Genomic DNA, 17,433 nt, shown 5'->3' with positions numbered 1-17,433 from the left:
GGACATTCTTGCAGGCGGCCGCCTGTGATCCTGGACACCTGCGCAGGTGCGCAGCCTTGCACGGGTCGGGGCGCGGCCCCTACGGTGTTCCCCGCCGTGGTGCTCGGGAAGACCGGTGACGGACCCTCAGGGGTCCCAGCCCGGAGCGGCCCTCGCCACTGTGATCGGGTCGTTCCTCCGCCCGCGGAGGAACGTCGTCCGTGCCCACGGAGCCACTGGGTGCCTCGCGCACCTGGGAAGGCGGGCACGGGTATCCCGTCAGCCAGGAGACCGGCCACGGCATCTCACGAGGTTTTCCACGAGGTGCTGGAGCGTGATCCGCAGATGACCCTGCCCGAAACCGTTGCCGCCGGCGCGAAGCCGGCCCCTTCCGTGCTGCCCAGCTTCAGATGGCGCCGCGAGGACACCGTCCGTACGGCCGGGCTGATGGCGGTGATCGTGGCCATGCACGTGGTGGCCTTCGGCACGCTGATCTTCCTGGTCGCGCCCGAGCGGTACGCGGTCGGTACCCAGGTCTTCGGGGTGGGCCTCGGCATCACCGCGTACACCCTCGGGATGCGGCACGCCTTCGACGCCGACCACATCGCGGTGATCGACAACACCACCCGCAAGCTGATGGCGGACGGCAAGCGGCCGGTCTCGGTGGGCTTCTGGTTCGCCCTCGGGCACTCCTCGATGGTGGTGCTGATGGCCGCCCTGGTGGCGGGCGGCGCGCAGCTGGCGAACACGCTGATGGACGACGAGTCGGCCACCCACAAGTGGCTGGGCGTGATCGGGACGACCACCTCCGGCGTGTTCCTCTACCTGATCGGCGCGCTCAACCTGGCGGCGCTGCTCGGCATCCTCAGGGTGTTCCGCTCGATGCGGGCCGGGAAGTTCGACGAGAAGGAGCTGGAGGCGCACCTCGACTCGCGCGGCTTCATGGCCCGGGTGCTGAACCGGGCGACCCGTTCGATCACCCGGCCGGGGCAGATGTTCCCGGTGGGCATGGTGCTGGGCCTGGGCTTCGACACCGCGACCGAGGTCACCCTGATGGTGATGGCCGGCTCGGGCGCGGCCTCCGGGCTGCCCTGGTACGCGATCGTCTGCCTGCCGCTGCTGTTCGCGGCGGGGATGAGCCTGTTCGACACCCTGGACGGGACGTTCATGAACTTCGCGTACCAGTGGGCCTTCGCCAACCCGGTCCGGAAGGTGTACTACAACCTGACCATCACGGGTCTGTCGATCGCGGTGGCCTTCATCATCGGCACCATCGAGCTGGTCGGGGTGCTGCACGAGAAGCTCGACCTGACCGACCCGGTCACCGGGTTCGTCGCGGACATCTCGCTGGACAACGTGGGCTACGCGATCGCCGGGCTGTTCGTGGTCGTCTGGGCGATCGCGATCGGGTACTGGAAGCTCGCCCGGGTCGAGCAGCGCTGGACGCCCGAGGGCTCCTGAGCCGAGCGGCCCGGCCGCCCGCGGCGCCTCCCCGAGTCCGGGGAGGCGCCGTTCGCGTGTCCGGGGTCAGCGCTCCTCGCGGAAGTCGACGTGCCGGCCCGCGGCCGGGTCGTACTTGCGCAGGACCATCCGGTCCGGGTCGTTGCGGCGGTTCTTGCGGGTCACGTACGTGAAGCCGGTGCCGGCGGTGGAGCGGAGCCTGATCACCGGGCGCAGTTCGCTGCGGGCCATGGGACGTCCTCCTGGGGTCTGGGGGTCGGGGTCTCGGGGTCCGGTCCGAGGGGTTGGCTCGAACCGTACATCGAAATGGAAGTCATTTTCATCTGGTGTAACGTGAGCCCGGTCCTGCCCATTCCCGGACGCCAGGGAGCACCCATGTCCGCCCGCTGCCAACTCACCGGCCGCCGGCCCGGCTTCGGCAACGCGATCTCGCACTCGCACCGCCGCACCGGCCGCCGCTTCGACCCCAACATCCAGCGCAAGCGCTACTGGCTGCCCGGCGAGGGCCGGTACGTCCGGCTGGCGCTGAGCGCCAAGGGCATCCGCACCGTCGACGCGATCGGCGTCGAGGCCGCCGTCGCCCGCATCCGCGCCCGGGGGGAGAAGGTCTGATGGCCAAGCAGAGCAAGATCGCCAAGAACGAGCGGCGGCGCGCCGTCGTCGCCCGCTACGCCGAGCGCCGGGCCGAGCTCAAGCGGACCATCGCCCACCCCGGCACCGGCCCCGCCGAGCGCGCCGCCGCCCAGGCCGAACTCGCCCGCCAGCCGCGCGACGCCAGCGCCACCCGGGTCCGCAACCGGGACGCCGTGGACGGCCGGCCCTGCGGCTACCTGCGGGCCTTCGGCCTCTCCCGGGTCAACCTGCGCGCCCACGCCCACGCCGGGCACCTGCCCGGCGTCCGCAAGGCGAGCTGGTGAGCGCCGTGGACGGGACCAGGCTGCCGGTGGTGGTCGTCGCCGGCCTGCACGCGGAGCAGCGCCGGGCCGCCGTCGAGGAACTGGCGGCGGCCGCGGTGGACGCCGTGGTCCTGCACCACGACCTGCGGGACGCCGCGCTCGGCACCGTCCGCCGCGAGCTGCGCGACGCCGCCGGGGCCTTCGACGTGGCCGACGTACCACTGGCGAACGACTGCCCGTGCTGCGCCCTGCGCGAGGACCTGCTGCCCCGGCTGCTGGAGATCGCCGACGGCGGCCGGTACGGACTGGCGATCGTCGAACTGTGGGGCGGCAGCGACCCGCACCCCGCGGTCGAGGTGATCGCCGGGGGAGAGGTGGACGGGCGGCCGCTCGACGACGCCGTCGAACTGGCGGGCGTGGTCACCGCCGTCGACCCGGACCGGCTGGTCGGCGAGCTCTCCGTCCCCGACGACCTGGTGGAGCACGGCGAGCAGACCGCCTCGCGCGACGACCGGACCCGCGCCGAGGCGCTCGCCCACCAGATCGAGTACGCCGGCACGCTCGCCGTGCCGCGCGCCGCGGCGCACGCGCCGGGGCTCGCCCTCCTGCGCCAGCTGCACGCCACCGCCCGGACCGTCCGGCTCGGCACCGGCGCGCTCACCCGGGCCGCGCTCGGCGGCTTCGACGTGGCCGCCGCCCGCGACCGGGTCAACCCGGCGCTCGCGCTGCTGCCGCAGGAGCGGGACGAGGCGGGCGTCGCCACCCTGCTGTGGGAGCGCCGCCGACCGCTCCACCCCGAGCGGCTGCACCGGGCGCTGGAACTGCTCGTCCCGGCGGCGCAGCGCAGCCGCGGCCGGTTCTGGCTGGCCAACCGGCCCGACCTGATACTCGCCTGGGACGCCGCCGGGGCGAACCTCGCGGTCGAGGAGTGCGGGCCCTGGCTCACCTCCCTGCCCGACGCGGCCTGGGAGCTCTACCCGCCCGCGCGCCGGGCCGCCGCCGCCCTCGACTGGCACCCCCGGCACGGCGACCGGGTGCAGCAGCTCAGCTTCACCGCCGAGGGGCTGGACGTCGACGGCATCACCGACCTGCTCGACTCCTGCCTGCTCACCGACGCCGAACTCGCCGCCGGCGAACCCGGCTGGAAGGCCCTGCCGGACGCCTTCCAGGACCTGCTCGACCCCGTCCACTGAAGGAGCGCCCTCCCGTGCGCAAACGATCCGCCCCGCCGAAGCCCCGGCCCAACCCGCTGCTCGCGGCGGGCATCGAGTACATCGACTACAAGGACACCGACCTGCTGCGCCGCTTCGTCTCCGACCGCGGCAAGATCCGCGGCCGCCGGGTCACCCGGCTCACCGCCGAGCAGCAGCGGGCGGTGGCCCGGGCGATCAAGAACGCCCGGGAGACGGCCCTCCTGCCGTACGCCTCGGGCGCCACCCGCTAGCGCCGCCCGACGACGCGTTCGACCACACCACCCGAGAAGGAGCCCGCGATGGCCGTACCCAAGCGCAAGACCTCCCGCAGCAACACCCGGCACCGCCGGGCCCAGTGGCGGGCGACGCCCCCGAAGCTGGTCGCGATCACCCTGAACGGCCGGGAGATGCTCGTCCCGCAGAACCTAGTCCCGGCGTACCGGCGGGGTCTGCTCGACCCGGACGGGCAGTAGGCGCGACGGGAGGAAGCCGCCGCCGAGGGGAGGTGGGCCCCTCGGCGGCGGCGCGCGTCCGAGCGGCGGGTGGGGGAGCGACGGGTGGGGGCGGGGGCCCCGGCGCGGGCCGGAGGGCGACGGCGCGGTCGCGCGGGGGGCGCGCAAGGGGCACCGGGGGTTCTGGCGGGGGTGCTCGGCGGGCGCTTCGGGCCGGGGGTTCGTAGGCTCGACGCATGGCGGATGCGTACGCGGGGCGGCGGGAGCGGGTGAGGGAGCACTGCAGCGCGGCCGGGGCCGATGCGGCGCTGATCACCCGCGCGGCGAACGTGCGGTACCTGACGGGCTGCGCGCCCTGCGGGGCGAGCCTGTTGCTGACCAGGGAGCGGGCGCTGCTGGCGCTGCCGGACGACCTGCCGCCGGACGACACCGGGGAGCACCTGATCGCCCCGGACGTCACCCGGCTGCCGGTGGCGGCCGGCTCGGACACCGCGCTGGCCGCCGCGGCCGCGGCCACCCGCTCCGGGGTGTCGGGCCTGGCGGTGGAGGAGCACGACCTGACCGTCAGCCGGCACCGGGCGGTGGGCGACCTGATAGCGGGGACCCGGCTGGTGGACCTCGGTCGGACGGTCGAGCGGCTGCGGGTGGTCAAGGACGAGCACGAGATCGCGGACCTGCGGATCGCCGCCGAGATCGCCGACCAGGCGCTGGGCGAGCTGCTGGAGTCGATCCTGGTCGGCCGCACCGAGCGGCACCTGGCGATGGAGCTGGAGCGCCGGATGATCGACCACGGCGCCGACCGGGCGGCCTTCCCGGTCTCGGTCGGCACCGGCAGCCACTCCGGCCAGGCCGCCCACCAGCCGACCGACCGCCGGGTGGAGGAGGGCGACTTCCTGACCGTGGTGATGGGCGCCCAGTACCGCGGCTACGGCGTCTCCACCGCCCGCACCTTCGTGATCGGCGCCGCCCCCGCGCCCTGGCAGGTGGAGCTGCACCGGCTGGTCTTCCGGGCCCAGCGGGCCGGGCGGGAGGCGCTCGGACCAGGCGTGGAGCAGTGCGTACCCGACCGGGCCGCCCGGCAGGTCCTGGAGGCGGCCGGCCACACCGAGCCCTCCCCGCACCCGGTGGGCCACGGCATCGGGCTGGAGATCCGGGAGGCGCCGCGCCTCGGTCCGGCGGACATGGGTAAACTGGACAGCCGCGTGCCGGTCACCGTCGGTCCGGGGGTTCACCTCCCGGGCAGGGGCGGCGTCCGGATCGAGGACACGCTCGTCGTGCGCCCCCTTGAGGAGGGCGGGCCCGAGCTGCTCACCATCACCACCAAGGAGCTCCTCGCCCTGTGACCGCGGCCCCCCGGGGGCCGTGGGCGGCAGGACGCAATCCCTTGGTTCCTTGACAGCTATACAGGAGTAAGTGCGCCCGTGGCTTCCACGAACGATCTCAAGAACGGCATGGTCCTCAAGCTGGAGGGCGGCAAGCTCTGGTCCGTCGTCGAGTTCCAGCACGTCAAGCCCGGCAAGGGCCCGGCCTTCGTGCGTACCAAGCTCAAGGAGGTCCTGACCGGCAAGGTCGTCGACAAGACCTTCAACGCGGGCACCAAGGTCGAGACCGCCAACGTCGACAAGCGCGGCATGCAGTTCTCGTACAAGGACGGCGAGAACTTCGTGTTCATGGACATGGACACCTACGACCAGCTGACCATCGAGCCGTCGGTCGTCGGCGACGCCGCCAAGTACCTGCTGGAGGGCTTCGAGGCCCTCGTCGCGCAGAACGAGGGCTCGGTCCTCTACATCGAGCTCCCGGCCGCGGTCGAGCTGACCATCGCCGAGACCGAGCCGGGCGTCCAGGGCGACCGCTCGACCGGTGGCACCAAGCCGGCCACCCTGGAGACGGGCGCCGAGATCCAGGTGCCGCTCTTCGTCACCACCGGTGAGAAGGTCAAGGTCGACACCCGCGACGGCAGCTACCTCGGCCGGGTGAAGTAAGTCCGTGTCGGCCGCACGCAGCAAGGCCCGCACGCGGGCCTTCCAGATCCTCTTCGAGGCCGACCACCGTGGGGTAGACCCGCAGCAGGTCCTCGCCGACTGGGTGGCCCGCGCCCGCGAGCCCAAGCCCGACGAGGGCACCCCGCAGGTCGGTGAGTACACCATGGAGCTCATCGAGGGGTACGTCCAGCACGCTCGTCGCATCGACGACCTGATCGAGCAGTACGCCGTGGGCTGGACGCTCGACCGGATGCCGATCGTGGACCGCAACGTCCTGCGGCTCGGTGCGTACGAGCTGATCTGGGAGGACGGCGTCCCGGACGCCGTCGTCCTGGACGAGGCCGTCGAGATCGCCAAGGAGTTCTCCACGGACGACTCCCCGGCCTTCGTCAACGGCCTGCTCGCCCGCTTCCTCGAGCTGAAGCCGAGCATCCGCCGCTGAGTGGTCGAATCCCGTGAACGGCCGTCGGACCCGAACAGGTGTCCGGCGGCCGTTCCGCGTTTCATCCGGGCGGCGTAGGGTGAGGGCCTACTTGTCAGTAACTTGACGTCCGGAAGCACGCGTGAAGGGCAGGTCCCCCCACATGACCACGGCGATCCGCAGCGAGTTCGACCAGGGCATCGCCCTGACCAGGCACCCCGAGGAGGCCGGCCGGTACGAGGCCGAGCTCGGCGCCGGCTGGCAGATCGGCGGCGGGGTGAACGGCGGACTGCTGCTCGCGGTGGCCGGACACGCGCTGTCGCTGGAGCACGGCACCCACCCGGACCCGGTGTCGATCAGCGGTTACTACCTGTCCGCCTCCACGCCCGGCCCGGCCACCGTCCGCACCGAGGTGCTGCGCACCGGCCGCGGCCTGTCCACCGGCACCGCCTCGCTCAGCCAGGACGGCGTCGAGCGGCTGCGCGTGGTGGCCAGCCACGGCGACCTCGCCACCGCCGACGGCGAGGTGCGCACCAGCGCGCTGCCGCCGCAGCTGCCGCCGCCGGACCAGTGCATCGGCGTCGAGCACGCGCCCAAGGAGCTGATCGCCCAGGCCGCCCTACTGGAGCGGTTCGACCTGCGGCTGGACCCGGCCACCATCGGCTGGGCGCTCGGACAGCCCTCCGGCAACGGGCGGATCCAGGGCTGGTTCCGGCTCGCCGACGGCCGCGAGCCCGACCCGCTGCTCCTCCTGCTGGTCGCCGACGCGCTGCCGCCGGTCACCTTCGACCTCGGCCTGCCGGGCTGGGCCCCCACCGTCGAGCTGACCGTCCACCTGCGCGCCAGGCCGGTGCCCGGCTGGCTGCGGGTCACCCACGCGACCCGCAACCTGGCCGGCGGCTACTTCGAGGAGGACGCGGAGGTCTGGGACGAGTCCGGCCGCCTGGTCGCGCAGTCCCGCCAGCTGGCCCGCGCGCCCCGCTCCGCCTGACGCCCGCGCGACCCGCATTACCGGTGGTTACATTCCTGTGACACGCCGTACGTGTGCGACGCGCGCGGATGGGGAGGAAGACGGTCAGCGGCACGCCTGCCGCCGACCGTCCTCCCCTGAAGCCAGGAGCCACCGATGAGTCATTTGGGGCGCGCCCGCCGTAACTCCGACTGCACCGCCGGCGGCTCGCGGCCCGTGGTGCGGTCGCACCGGCCGCGGCGGGTCGAGGGCGCCGAGCAGGCGTTCGTCATCGGAGTGCTCACCAACGCCGCGGACTTCGCCCGGGCCCGCGCCTGGGGGATCTCCGACGCCCCCGACCACGAGCGCTACCTGGCCGACACCGCCGACCTGCTGGCCGAGGCGCTGGAGCGGTTCGACACCGTCCGGGCCCGGACGTTCCACCCGCAGGACTTCGAGGAGTTCTGCCTGCTGAACGGGCTGGACCCGGCCGAGCCCGCGGCCCGCGACCGCTACCTGGTCAACCCGGCCCTGCAGACCCAGCTGCTGGCCTATCAGGGCGAGGAGCTGGCCGGGGACTTCGTGCCGCGCCTGGTGCGCGCCCGGGAGAACGGGCTGACGCTCTGCCACGCCGACCTGCTGCTCGACGGGGGCCTGTACGGGGGCGCGGGCGCGTCCGACGAGGAGCACGCCGCCTGGGTGCGCGCCGCCTACGAGCGCGGGGGCGAGGTGTTCCGGCGGATGCTGGTCGGCGCGGGCGCCGGGGTGTACGAGCTGCGCCTGCGGGTGGACGCGCCCGGCGGCGGGCTGACCGCCGCGGCCCGGGTGCTCCAGTGGGAGGACGGTGTGGTCCGGATCAACGACGAGGACCTGGAGCTGGTCTGCGCGGTGCTCTGCACCGGGCTGGCCCTGGAGCTGCCGGGCGTCGCGGTGCTGCACGGCTCGCAGGGCTCGGCGGCCTCCTGCGGGGAGTACCTTCCGGCCTCCTGGGCCTGGTCGAGCGGCGGGCAGGAGTGGGCCCCGGCCGACCGGCCGGTCCGGCTGGACGGCGTGGCGGCGCAGCCCGGCTACAGCCTGGGGACGGTCTGCTGACGCCTCCGCCGCCCCGGGGTGGTGTGGCTACACCGCGGCGCGGCCCCCGGTCTGGGGAGCCGCGCCGTGACGTTTCTGCTTGCCAGCACTAGTGGCGCGAGTGCTGGGTTGTGCCTGGATCCGCTGGCGGGAGCCGGTGCGGTGAGCCTCAGCTCGCATCCTCCTCGCGCACCGCACGGCGCGCGTCGGGGTTCAGCACGCCCCAGGAGATCAGCTGCTCGGTGAGGATCGACGGGGACTGGTCGTAGATCACGGCCAGGGTGCGCAGGTCGTCCTGGCGGATCGACAGCACCTTGCCGTTGTAGTCGCCGCGCTGGCTCTGGATGGTCGCCGCGTAGCGCTGCAGCGGGCCGGCCTTCTCGGAGGGGACCTGGGTCAGTCTCTCCAGGTCGAGGACCAGGCGCGGCGGCGGCTCGGCCGCGCCGCCGGGCGTACCGCCGGGCAGCAGCTCCTGGACCGGGACGCCGTAGAACTCCGCCAGTTCGGCCAGTCGCTGCACGGTGACCGCACGGTCACCACGCTCGTACGAACCGACGACGACTGCCTTCCAGCGCCCCTGGGACTTCTCCTCGACACCGTGCAGGGAGAGACCCTGCTGAGTGCGGATCGCTCGGAGCTTGCCTCCGAGTTGCTTCGCGTAGTCGCTGGACATTGATCTCCCCGGACGAGATTGCTTCGCGTTCAGTGGTGGGTCACGGGCGATTGCCGACGCCGTTACCGGTGGGTCCGACGTCCGTCTCGTAACTCACTGTGAGGTTACGTAGAGTAAGGTAGTTGCGTCAAGCCGAATGGGGCAGTCGTGCGAATGGCCCGCATCGGCGGCGCGTCCGGAGTGTTAACCCGGGGAAGCGGAATGGTGGACGTCTGTTTGCCGTCCGGCGCGCTGGTAGGATGACCGAAGCCCGCGCCCGGTCGGCGGGGGCCATCCCAGACATCCTTTAAGGCCCGTCCAGTGAGGCGGGGAAGGAGGTCCGCTTCGGCATGACCACACACCACGAACCCACGCCGCGGCCGCCGCACCAGGTGCTCGACGGCACGGACATCGCCCGGGTCGTCACCCGGATAGCGCACGAGATCGTCGAGCGCGCCAAGGGCGCGGAGGACGTCGTGCTGCTCGGCATCCACACCAGGGGCGTCCACCTCGCCCGCCGCCTGCACGACCGGCTGGCCCAGATCACCGGGCGCGAGATCCCGCTGGGCTCCCTGGACATCACCATGTACCGGGACGACCTGCGGCTGAAGCCCGCCCGGGCCCTGGAGCACACCGAGATCCCGCCCGGCGGCATCGACGGCAAGCTCGTCATCCTGGTCGACGACGTGCTCTTCTCCGGCCGCACCATCCGCGCCGCGCTCGACGCGCTGAGCGACATCGGCCGCCCGCGCGCCGTCCAGCTCGCCGTCCTGGTCGACCGCGGCCACCGCGAGCTGCCGATCCGCGCCGACTACGTGGGCAAGAACCTCCCCACCTCGCTGCGCGAGGCCGTGCAGGTGCGCCTCGCCGACCGCGACGGCGTGGACGCCGTCCTGGTCGGCGACCGCGACTTCGCCCAGCGCTCCTCGCAGGCCCTGGCCCCCCAGTCTTCCGAACCGCACCTCCCGGAGTAGCCCGCGTGAAGCGCCACCTCGTCTCCGCCGCCGATCTCAGCCGCGACGACGCGCTGCTGATCCTGGACACCGCCGAGGAGCTCGCCCAGCTCTCCGGCCGGGCCGTCAAGAAGCTGCCCACGCTGCGCGGCCGCACCGTCGTCAACCTCTTCTTCGAGGACTCCACCCGGACGAAGACCTCCTTCGAGGTCGCCGAGAAGCGGCTCTCGGCCGACGTCATCAACTTCTCCGCCAAGGGCTCCTCGGTCTCCAAGGGCGAGAGCCTCAAGGACACCGCGCTGACCCTCCAGGCGATGGGCGCCGACGCGGTGGTCATCCGCCACCACGCCTCCGGCGCCCCGGCCCGGCTGGCCCAGTCCGACTGGCTGCACGGCAGTGTGATCAACGCCGGTGACGGCACCCACGAGCACCCCACCCAGGCGCTGCTCGACGCCTTCACCATGCGCCGCCACCTCAACCCGGGCGCCGGCCAGGACCTCGCGGGCCGCCGGGTGACCATCGTCGGCGACGTCCTGCACAGCCGGGTCGCCCGCTCCAACGTCCACCTGCTGAACACCCTCGGCGCGCAGGTGACCTTCGTCGCCCCGCCGACCCTGCTGCCGATCGGGATCGAGAACTGGCCCTGCGAGGTCAGCTACGACCTGGACAGCGTGCTGCCCAAGACGGACTCGCTGATGATGCTGCGGGTGCAGCGCGAGCGGATGAACGCCGCGTTCTTCCCGACCGAGCGCGAGTACAGCCGCCGCTACGGCATGAACGGCCGCCGGATGGCCCAGCTGCCGGACCACGCGATCGTGATGCACCCCGGTCCGATGGTCCGCGGCATGGAGATCACCGCCGAGGTCGCCGACTCGCCGCGCTGCACCGCGATCGAGCAGGTCGCCAACGGCGTCTCCGTCCGGATGGCCGTCCTCTACCTGCTGCTCGGCGGCGCCGTCTTCGCCGACGCGCCCACCGACACCCCCCGTACCGACTCCGTGGAGACCGCCCAGTGACCAGCTACCTGATCCGCAACGCCAAGATCCTGGGCGGCGCCCCGCAGGACCTCCACCTCGCCGACGGCGTCGTCCAGGCGATCGGCACCGGCCTGACGGTCGAAGCGGACATCGAGATCGACGCCACCGGGCTGATCGCCCTGCCCGGCCTGGTCGACCTGCACACCCACCTGCGCGAGCCCGGCCGCGAGGACGCCGAGACCGTGCTCACCGGCACCCGGGCCGCCGCGATGGGCGGCTTCACCGCCGTGCACGCGATGGCCAACACCACCCCGGTGGCCGACACCGCCGGCGTCGTCGAGCAGGTCTGGCGGCTCGGCCAGGAGGCCGGCTACTGCGACGTGCAGCCGGTCGGCGCCGTCACCGTCGGCCTGGAGGGCAAGCAGCTCGCCGAGCTCGGCGCGATGCACGAGTCCGCCGCCGACGTCCGGGTCTTCTCCGACGACGGCAAGTGCGTGGACGACGCGGTGCTGATGCGCCGCGCCCTGGAGTACGTCAAGGCCTTCGACGGCGTCGTCGCCCAGCACGCCCAGGAGCCGCGGCTCACCGAGGGCGCCCAGATGAACGAGGGCCAGGTCTCCGGCGAGCTCGGGCTCGGCGGCTGGCCGGCCGTCGCCGAGGAGTCGATCATCGCCCGCGACGTGCTGCTCGCCGCGCACGTCGGCTCCCGGCTGCACGTCTGCCACCTCTCCACGGCCGGCTCGGTCGAGATCGTCCGCTGGGCCAAGTCCAAGGGCTGGGACGTCACCGCCGAGGTGACCCCGCACCACCTGCTGCTCACCGACGAGCTGGTCCGCACCTACGACCCGGTCTACAAGGTGAACCCGCCGCTGCGCACCGCCGAGGACGTCCGGGCACTGCGCGAGGCGCTGGCCGACGGCACCATCGACGCCGTCGCCACCGACCACGCGCCGCACCCGGCCGAGGACAAGGACTGCGAGTGGGCCGTGGCCGCGATGGGCATGGTCGGCCTGGAGACCGCGCTGTCGGTCGTGCAGCAGACCATGGTCGACACCGGCCTGCTGAACTGGGAGGGCGTCGCGGACCGGATGTCGCACCGCCCGGCCCGGATCGGCCGTCTCACCGGCCACGGCCGGCCGATCTCGGTGGGTGAGCCCGCCAACCTGGTGCTGTTCGATCCCGCGTACCGTGGTGCCGTGAACCCGGACAGCTTCGCCACCCGCAGCCGCAACACCCCCTACAAGGGCCTGGACCTGCCCGGACGGGTGCACGCCACCTTCCTGCGCGGGCGCGCCACCGTGCTGGCCGGCGAGCTCGCCGAGCGGGGCGAGGCGTGATGGACCGCGCCACGCTCGCCCAGGAGCAGGCGAAGGTCACCGACTGGCCCGGGTACATCGGCTGGTCCATCGGCCTGCTGATCGTGATCGGCCTCGTCTACTGGCTGATGCGCCAGGGCTGGAACTGGCGGCGCACCCTGCAGTCCGGGATGCCTCCGCTGCCGGCCGTGCCGGCCCGCGCCGGGCGCACCATCCTGGAGACCAGCGGCCGGTACCACGGCACGACCACCGCCGGGAACTGGCTGGACCGGGTCGTCGCCCACGGCCTGGGCACCCGCAGCCGCGCCGACCTCACCCTCGGCGAGGACGGCCTGCTGGTGCAGCGCCCGGGCGACGTCGACTTCTGGATCCCGGCCGAGCACCTGACCGGTGCCCGTACGGACTCCGGGATCGCCGGCAAGGTCGTCCCCTCCGGGCTGCTCGTCGTCACCTGGACGCACGAGGGCGCCGAGCTGGACTCCGGTTTCCGGGCCGACCACCCCGATGAGCACGCCGCCTGGGTCGAGGCGGTCGCCCAACTCGCAACACGTACGAAGACGAAGACGGAAGAGGCCGCGCAATGACCGCACCTGCCCCCACCACGCAGCGCCAACGGCGGGAACGAGTGCCTGCCGTGCTCGTCCTGGAGGACGGCCGGACGTTCCGCGGACAGGCCTACGGCGCCATCGGCGAGACCTTCGGCGAGGCGGTCTTCAACACCGGCATGTCCGGCTACCAGGAGACCCTCACCGACCCGTCGTACCACCGCCAGGTGGTCGTGATGACCGCCCCGCAGATCGGCAACACCGGCTGGAACGACGAGGACGACGAGTCCAAGCAGATCTGGGTCGCCGGCTACGTGGTGCGCGACCCCGCCCGGGTCGCCTCCAACTGGCGCTCCCGCCGCTCGCTCGACGAGGAACTGGTCAACCAGGGTGTCGTCGGCATCAGCGGCATCGACACCCGCGCGCTGACCCGCCACCTGCGCGAGCGCGGCGCGATGCGCTGCGGCATCTTCTCCGGCGAGGCGCTGGCCGACCAGGCCGCCCTGCTGGCCCGGGTGCAGCAGTCGCCCGAGATGAAGGGCGCCGACCTGTGCGCCGAGGTCGCCACCACCGAGGCGTACGTGGTGCCCGCGATCGGTGAGAAGAAGTTCACCGTCGCCGCGCTGGACCTCGGCATCAAGGCGATGACCCCGCAGCGGATGGCCGAGCGCGGCATCGAGGTGCACGTGCTGCCGGCGAACTCCACCCTGGAGGACCTCTACGCCGTCAACCCGGACGGCGTGTTCTTCTCCAACGGCCCGGGCGACCCGGCCACCGCCGACCACCAGGTCGCCGTGGCGCAGGGCGTGCTGGAGCGCAAGACCCCGTTCTTCGGGATCTGCTTCGGCAACCAGATCCTCGGCCGCGCCCTGGGCTTCGGCACCTACAAGCTCAAGTACGGCCACCGCGGCATCAACCAGCCGGTGCAGGACCGCACCACCGGCACGGTCGAGGTGACCGCCCACAACCACGGCTTCGCCGTGAACGCCCCGCTGGACAAGGTGAGCGACACCCCCTACGGGCGGGTCGAGGTCTCCCACGTCTGCCTCAACGACGACGTGGTCGAGGGCCTCCAGGCACTCGACGTCCCCGCCTTCAGCGTGCAGTACCACCCCGAAGCGGCCGCCGGTCCGCACGACGCCGCCTACCTGTTCGACCGCTTCGTGAAGCTCATGGAGGGCCAGCGTGCCTAAGCGCTCTGACATCAAGTCCGTCCTGGTGATCGGCTCCGGTCCGATCGTGATCGGCCAGGCCGCCGAGTTCGACTACTCGGGTACGCAGGCCTGCCGGGTCCTCAAGGCCGAGGGCCTGCGGGTCGTGCTGGTCAACTCCAACCCGGCCACGATCATGACCGACCCGGAGATCGCCGACGCCACCTACGTCGAGCCGATCACCCCGGAGTTCGTCGAGAAGATCATCGCCAAGGAGCGCCCCGACGCGCTGCTGCCGACCCTGGGCGGCCAGACCGCGCTCAACACCGCGATCTCGCTGCACGCGGCGGGCACGCTGGAGAAGTACGGCGTCGAGCTGATCGGCGCCGACGTCGAGGCGATCAACAAGGGCGAGGACCGCGAGCTCTTCAAGGGCGTCGTCGAGGCCGTCAACGCCAAGATCGGCCACGGCGAGTCCGCCCGCTCGGTCATCTGCCACACCATGGACGAGGTGCTGGCCGGCGTCGACACGCTCGGCGGCTACCCGGTCGTCGTCCGCCCCTCCTTCACCATGGGCGGCGCCGGCTCCGGCTTCGCCCACAACGAGGAGGACCTGCGCCGCATCGCCGGCCAGGGCCTGACCCTCTCGCCGACCACCGAGGTGCTCCTGGAGGAGTCCATCCTCGGCTGGAAGGAGTACGAGCTGGAGCTGATGCGCGACAAGAACGACAACGTCGTGGTCGTCTGCTCCATCGAGAACTTCGACCCGATGGGCGTCCACACCGGTGACTCGATCACCGTCGCCCCGGCGATGACGCTCACCGACCGCGAGTACCAGATCCTGCGCGACATCGGCATCGCCGTCATCCGTGAGGTCGGCGTGGACACCGGCGGCTGCAACATCCAGTTCGCCGTCAACCCCGAGGACGGCCGGGTCATCGTCATCGAGATGAACCCGCGCGTCTCCCGCTCCTCGGCGCTCGCCTCCAAGGCCACCGGCTTCCCGATCGCCAAGATCGCCGCCAAGCTGGCCGTCGGCTACACCCTGGACGAGATCCCCAACGACATCACCGAGCAGACCCCGGCCTCCTTCGAGCCGACCCTCGACTACGTCGTCGTCAAGGTGCCGCGGTTCGCGTTCGAGAAGTTCCCGAGCGCCGACGCCACGCTGACCACCACCATGAAGTCGGTCGGCGAGGCGATGGCCATGGGCCGCAACTTCCCCGAGGCCCTGCAGAAGGCGCTGCGCTCGCTGGAGAAGAAGGGCTCCCAGTTCAACTGGACCGGTCCGCTCGGGGAGAAGACCGAGCTGCTGGTCAAGGCCACCGTGCCGACCGACGGCCGGATCAACACCGTGATGGACGCCATCCGGGCCGGCGCCACCCCGGAGGAGGTCTTCGAGTACACGAAGATCGACCCGTGGTTCGTCGACCAGCTCTTCCTGCTGGACGAGATCGCCGGCGAGCTGGCCGAGGCCGAGGAGCTCACCCCCGAGCTGCTGCGCCACGCCAAGCGGCACGGCTTCTCCGACCAGCAGATCGGCGAGATCCGCGGCCTGAAGCCGGACGTCGTCCGCGAGGTGCGGCACGCCCTCGGCATCCGCCCGGTGTTCAAGACCGTCGACACCTGCGCCGCCGAGTTCGCCGCCAAGACCCCGTACTTCTACTCGTCCTACGACGAGGAGAACGAGGTCGCCCCGCGCACCAAGCCCGCCGTGATCATCCTGGGCTCCGGCCCGAACCGCATCGGCCAGGGCATCGAGTTCGACTACTCCTGCGTGCACGCCTCCTTCGCGCTCGCCGACGCCGGGTACGAGACCGTCATGGTCAACTGCAACCCGGAGACCGTCTCCACCGACTACGACACCTCCGACCGGCTCTACTTCGAGCCGCTCACCCTGGAGGACGTGCTGGAGATCGTCCACGCCGAGCAGCAGGCCGGCCCGCTCGCCGGCGTGATCGTCCAGCTCGGCGGCCAGACCCCGCTCGGCCTGGCCCAGGCGCTGAAGGACAACGGCGTGCCGATCGCCGGCACCCAGCCCGAGGCGATCGACCTCGCCGAGGAGCGCGGCGCCTTCGGCCGCGTCCTGCGCGACGCCGGCCTGCCGGCCCCCAAGCACGGCACCGCCTTCTCCTTCGAGGAGGCCAAGGCGATCGCCGACGAGATCGGCTACCCCGTGCTCGCCCGCCCGTCCTACGTGCTCGGCGGCCGCGGCATGGAGATCGTCTACGACGAGGCCTCGCTCGCCTCCTACCTGGAGCGCCACGCGGGCCTGATCTCCGAGCACCCGGTGCTCATCGACCGCTTCCTCGACGACGCGGTGGAGATCGACGTCGACGCCCTCTACGACGGCACCGAGCTCTACCTCGGCGGCGTCATGGAGCACATCGAGGAGGCCGGCATCCACTCCGGCGACTCCGCCTGCGCGCTGCCCCCGATCACCCTCGGCGGCTACGACATCAAGCGCCTGCGCACCTCCACCGAGGCCATCGCGCGCGGTGTCGGCGTCCGCGGCCTGATCAACATCCAGTTCGCCATGGCCGGGGACATCCTCTACGTGCTGGAGGCCAACCCGCGCGCCTCCCGGACCGTCCCGTTCACCTCCAAGGCGACCGCCGTGCCGCTGGCCAAGGCCGCCGCCCGGATCTCGCTCGGCGCCACCATCGCCGAGCTGCGCGCCGAGGGCCTGCTCCCGGCCGAGGGCGACGGCGGCACGCTGCCCGCCGACGCGCCGATCGCGGTCAAGGAGGCCGTGATGCCGTGGAGCCGCTTCCGCGACATCCACGGCCGCGGCGTGGACACCGTGCTCGGCCCGGAGATGCGCTCGACCGGTGAGGTCATGGGCATCGACAAGGTGTTCGGCACCGCCTACGCGAAGGCGCAGTCCGGCGCGTACGGCGCGCTGCCGACCAAGGGCAAGGTCTTCGTCTCGGTGGCCAACCGGGACAAGCGCAACCTGGTCTTCCCGGCCCGGGCGCTGGTCAACCTCGGCTTCGAGGTGCTCGCCACCGCCGGCACCGCCGAGGTGCTCCACCGCGGCGGCATCCCGTCCACGCTGGTGCGCAAGCACAGCGAGGGCGAGGGCCCGAACGGCGAGCGGACCATCGTCCAGCTGATCCACGACGGTGAGGTCGACCTCATCATCAACACGCCGTACGGCACCGGCGGCCGCCTCGACGGCTACGAGATCCGCACCGCGGCCGTGGCCCGCGCGGTGCCCTGCCTGACCACCGTCCAGGCGATGGGCGCGGCCGTGCAGGGCATGGACGCGCTGCTGCGCGACGAGGTCGGGGTGATGTCGCTCCAGGAGCACGCCGAGCTGATCAACGCCGGCCGCAAGTAGCACCACCGCAGTGGGGGGCACCGGAGCCAGCCGGGTGCCCCCCACTTCCATGAGCAAGCCCGTTATCCGCTCCGGGAGTTGAACCACCC

At 72.3% G+C, this 17,433-nt stretch carries 19 protein-coding genes and 1 riboswitch; of the genes, 17 read left to right on the top strand and 2 right to left on the bottom strand.

All coding sequences use genetic code 11. The features are described 5' to 3' along the window. The first annotated feature begins 80 nt into the window (after positions 1-80). Positions 81-294, top strand: a riboswitch (cobalamin riboswitch). Between the two features lie 30 nt (positions 295-324). Next, positions 325-1,440 carry a HoxN/HupN/NixA family nickel/cobalt transporter gene (locus tag ACLWS4_RS15090; protein ID WP_049656561.1) on the top strand — a complete coding sequence of 372 codons (1,116 nt, stop codon included), beginning with the start codon at positions 325-327 and terminating at the stop codon, positions 1,438-1,440. A gap of 66 nt (positions 1,441-1,506) precedes the next feature. On the opposite strand, the gene rpmG is transcribed toward ACLWS4_RS15090, so the two are convergent. Next, complete coding sequence (gene rpmG, locus ACLWS4_RS15085) at positions 1,507-1,671, bottom strand: 50S ribosomal protein L33 (RefSeq protein ID WP_049656556.1); 165 nt, start codon at positions 1,669-1,671, stop codon at positions 1,507-1,509. A gap of 144 nt (positions 1,672-1,815) precedes the next feature. Between rpmG and rpmB the strand changes: the two genes are divergently transcribed. The 10 genes from rpmB to ACLWS4_RS15035 all read left to right on the top strand — a co-directional run bounded on the left by rpmB (position 1,816) and on the right by ACLWS4_RS15035 (position 8,428). Further along, positions 1,816-2,052 carry a 50S ribosomal protein L28 gene (gene rpmB / locus ACLWS4_RS15080; protein ID WP_049656558.1) on the top strand — a complete coding sequence of 79 codons (237 nt, stop codon included), beginning with the start codon at positions 1,816-1,818 and terminating at the stop codon, positions 2,050-2,052. Beyond that, positions 2,052-2,357, top strand: a complete 306-nt coding sequence (gene rpsN / locus ACLWS4_RS15075; protein ID WP_416874363.1) for a 30S ribosomal protein S14 — start codon at positions 2,052-2,054, stop codon at positions 2,355-2,357. Before rpmB ends, rpsN begins: the two co-directional genes overlap by 1 nt. Positions 2,358-2,362: 5 nt before the next feature. Beyond that, entirely contained in the window at positions 2,363-3,529 is a 1,167-nt protein-coding gene (locus tag ACLWS4_RS15070) for a CobW family GTP-binding protein (RefSeq protein ID WP_117487148.1), read from the top strand. A gap of 14 nt (positions 3,530-3,543) precedes the next feature. Next, a complete protein-coding gene (rpsR, locus tag ACLWS4_RS15065) occupies positions 3,544-3,780 on the top strand; it encodes a 30S ribosomal protein S18 (protein WP_049661328.1) in 237 nt (78 codons plus the stop codon). Between the two features lie 48 nt (positions 3,781-3,828). Next, complete coding sequence (gene rpmF, locus ACLWS4_RS15060) at positions 3,829-4,002, top strand: 50S ribosomal protein L32 (RefSeq protein ID WP_049661326.1); 174 nt, start codon at positions 3,829-3,831, stop codon at positions 4,000-4,002. A gap of 215 nt (positions 4,003-4,217) precedes the next feature. Beyond that, positions 4,218-5,324: a M24 family metallopeptidase gene (locus ACLWS4_RS15055; protein WP_117487146.1), complete on the top strand. Its 1,107-nt coding sequence runs from the start codon at positions 4,218-4,220 to the stop codon at positions 5,322-5,324. Between the two features lie 78 nt (positions 5,325-5,402). Continuing rightward, on the top strand, positions 5,403-5,966 hold the full coding sequence (gene efp, locus ACLWS4_RS15050; RefSeq protein WP_049651352.1) for an elongation factor P: 564 nt from the start codon (positions 5,403-5,405) through the stop codon (positions 5,964-5,966). A gap of 4 nt (positions 5,967-5,970) precedes the next feature. Then, a complete protein-coding gene (gene nusB, locus ACLWS4_RS15045) occupies positions 5,971-6,408 on the top strand; it encodes a transcription antitermination factor NusB (RefSeq protein ID WP_049651353.1) in 438 nt (145 codons plus the stop codon). 142 nt (positions 6,409-6,550) lie between these two features. After that, the gene (locus ACLWS4_RS15040) at positions 6,551-7,378 is read left to right on the top strand and encodes a thioesterase family protein (protein ID WP_049651354.1); all 828 of its coding nucleotides are present in this window, start codon (positions 6,551-6,553) and stop codon (positions 7,376-7,378) included. A gap of 135 nt (positions 7,379-7,513) precedes the next feature. Further along, on the top strand, positions 7,514-8,428 hold the full coding sequence (locus ACLWS4_RS15035; RefSeq protein ID WP_143204534.1) for a hypothetical protein: 915 nt from the start codon (positions 7,514-7,516) through the stop codon (positions 8,426-8,428). A gap of 148 nt (positions 8,429-8,576) precedes the next feature. Here ACLWS4_RS15035 and ACLWS4_RS15030 read toward each other — a convergent pair whose 3' ends face one another. Beyond that, the gene (locus ACLWS4_RS15030) at positions 8,577-9,080 is read right to left on the bottom strand and encodes a transcriptional regulator (protein WP_030056198.1); all 504 of its coding nucleotides are present in this window, start codon (positions 9,078-9,080) and stop codon (positions 8,577-8,579) included. A gap of 329 nt (positions 9,081-9,409) precedes the next feature. Here ACLWS4_RS15030 and pyrR point away from each other — a divergent pair, with 329 nt between their 5' ends. Genes pyrR through carB form a run of 6 tightly spaced genes read left to right on the top strand, consistent with a single transcriptional unit; the run spans position 9,410 to position 17,344 of the window. Further along, positions 9,410-10,033, top strand: a complete 624-nt coding sequence (gene pyrR, locus ACLWS4_RS15025; protein ID WP_049651356.1) for a bifunctional pyr operon transcriptional regulator/uracil phosphoribosyltransferase PyrR — start codon at positions 9,410-9,412, stop codon at positions 10,031-10,033. A 5-nt stretch (positions 10,034-10,038) separates the two neighbouring features. Then, positions 10,039-11,028, top strand: coding sequence for an aspartate carbamoyltransferase catalytic subunit (locus ACLWS4_RS15020; RefSeq protein ID WP_049651357.1), 990 nt, complete (start codon positions 10,039-10,041; stop codon positions 11,026-11,028). Further along, positions 11,025-12,326, top strand: coding sequence for a dihydroorotase (locus ACLWS4_RS15015; RefSeq protein WP_049651358.1), 1,302 nt, complete (start codon positions 11,025-11,027; stop codon positions 12,324-12,326). Before ACLWS4_RS15020 ends, ACLWS4_RS15015 begins: the two co-directional genes overlap by 4 nt. After that, positions 12,326-12,889, top strand: coding sequence for a hypothetical protein (locus ACLWS4_RS15010; RefSeq protein WP_416874362.1), 564 nt, complete (start codon positions 12,326-12,328; stop codon positions 12,887-12,889). Before ACLWS4_RS15015 ends, ACLWS4_RS15010 begins: the two co-directional genes overlap by 1 nt. Next, positions 12,886-14,043 carry a glutamine-hydrolyzing carbamoyl-phosphate synthase small subunit gene (carA, locus tag ACLWS4_RS15005; RefSeq protein ID WP_117487144.1) on the top strand — a complete coding sequence of 386 codons (1,158 nt, stop codon included), beginning with the start codon at positions 12,886-12,888 and terminating at the stop codon, positions 14,041-14,043. Before ACLWS4_RS15010 ends, carA begins: the two co-directional genes overlap by 4 nt. Beyond that, entirely contained in the window at positions 14,036-17,344 is a 3,309-nt protein-coding gene (gene carB / locus ACLWS4_RS15000; protein WP_117487143.1) for a carbamoyl-phosphate synthase large subunit, read from the top strand. The genes carA and carB overlap by 8 nt, the downstream gene beginning before the upstream one ends. Positions 17,345-17,433: the final 89 nt, after the last annotated feature.

This window comes from Kitasatospora sp. SC0581, from assembly GCF_048159585.1.
Classification (GTDB): Bacteria; Actinomycetota; Actinomycetes; order Streptomycetales; family Streptomycetaceae; genus Kitasatospora.
Note: the sequence above shows the minus strand (reverse complement) of the source record. Positions and strands in the feature narration are given on the sequence as shown.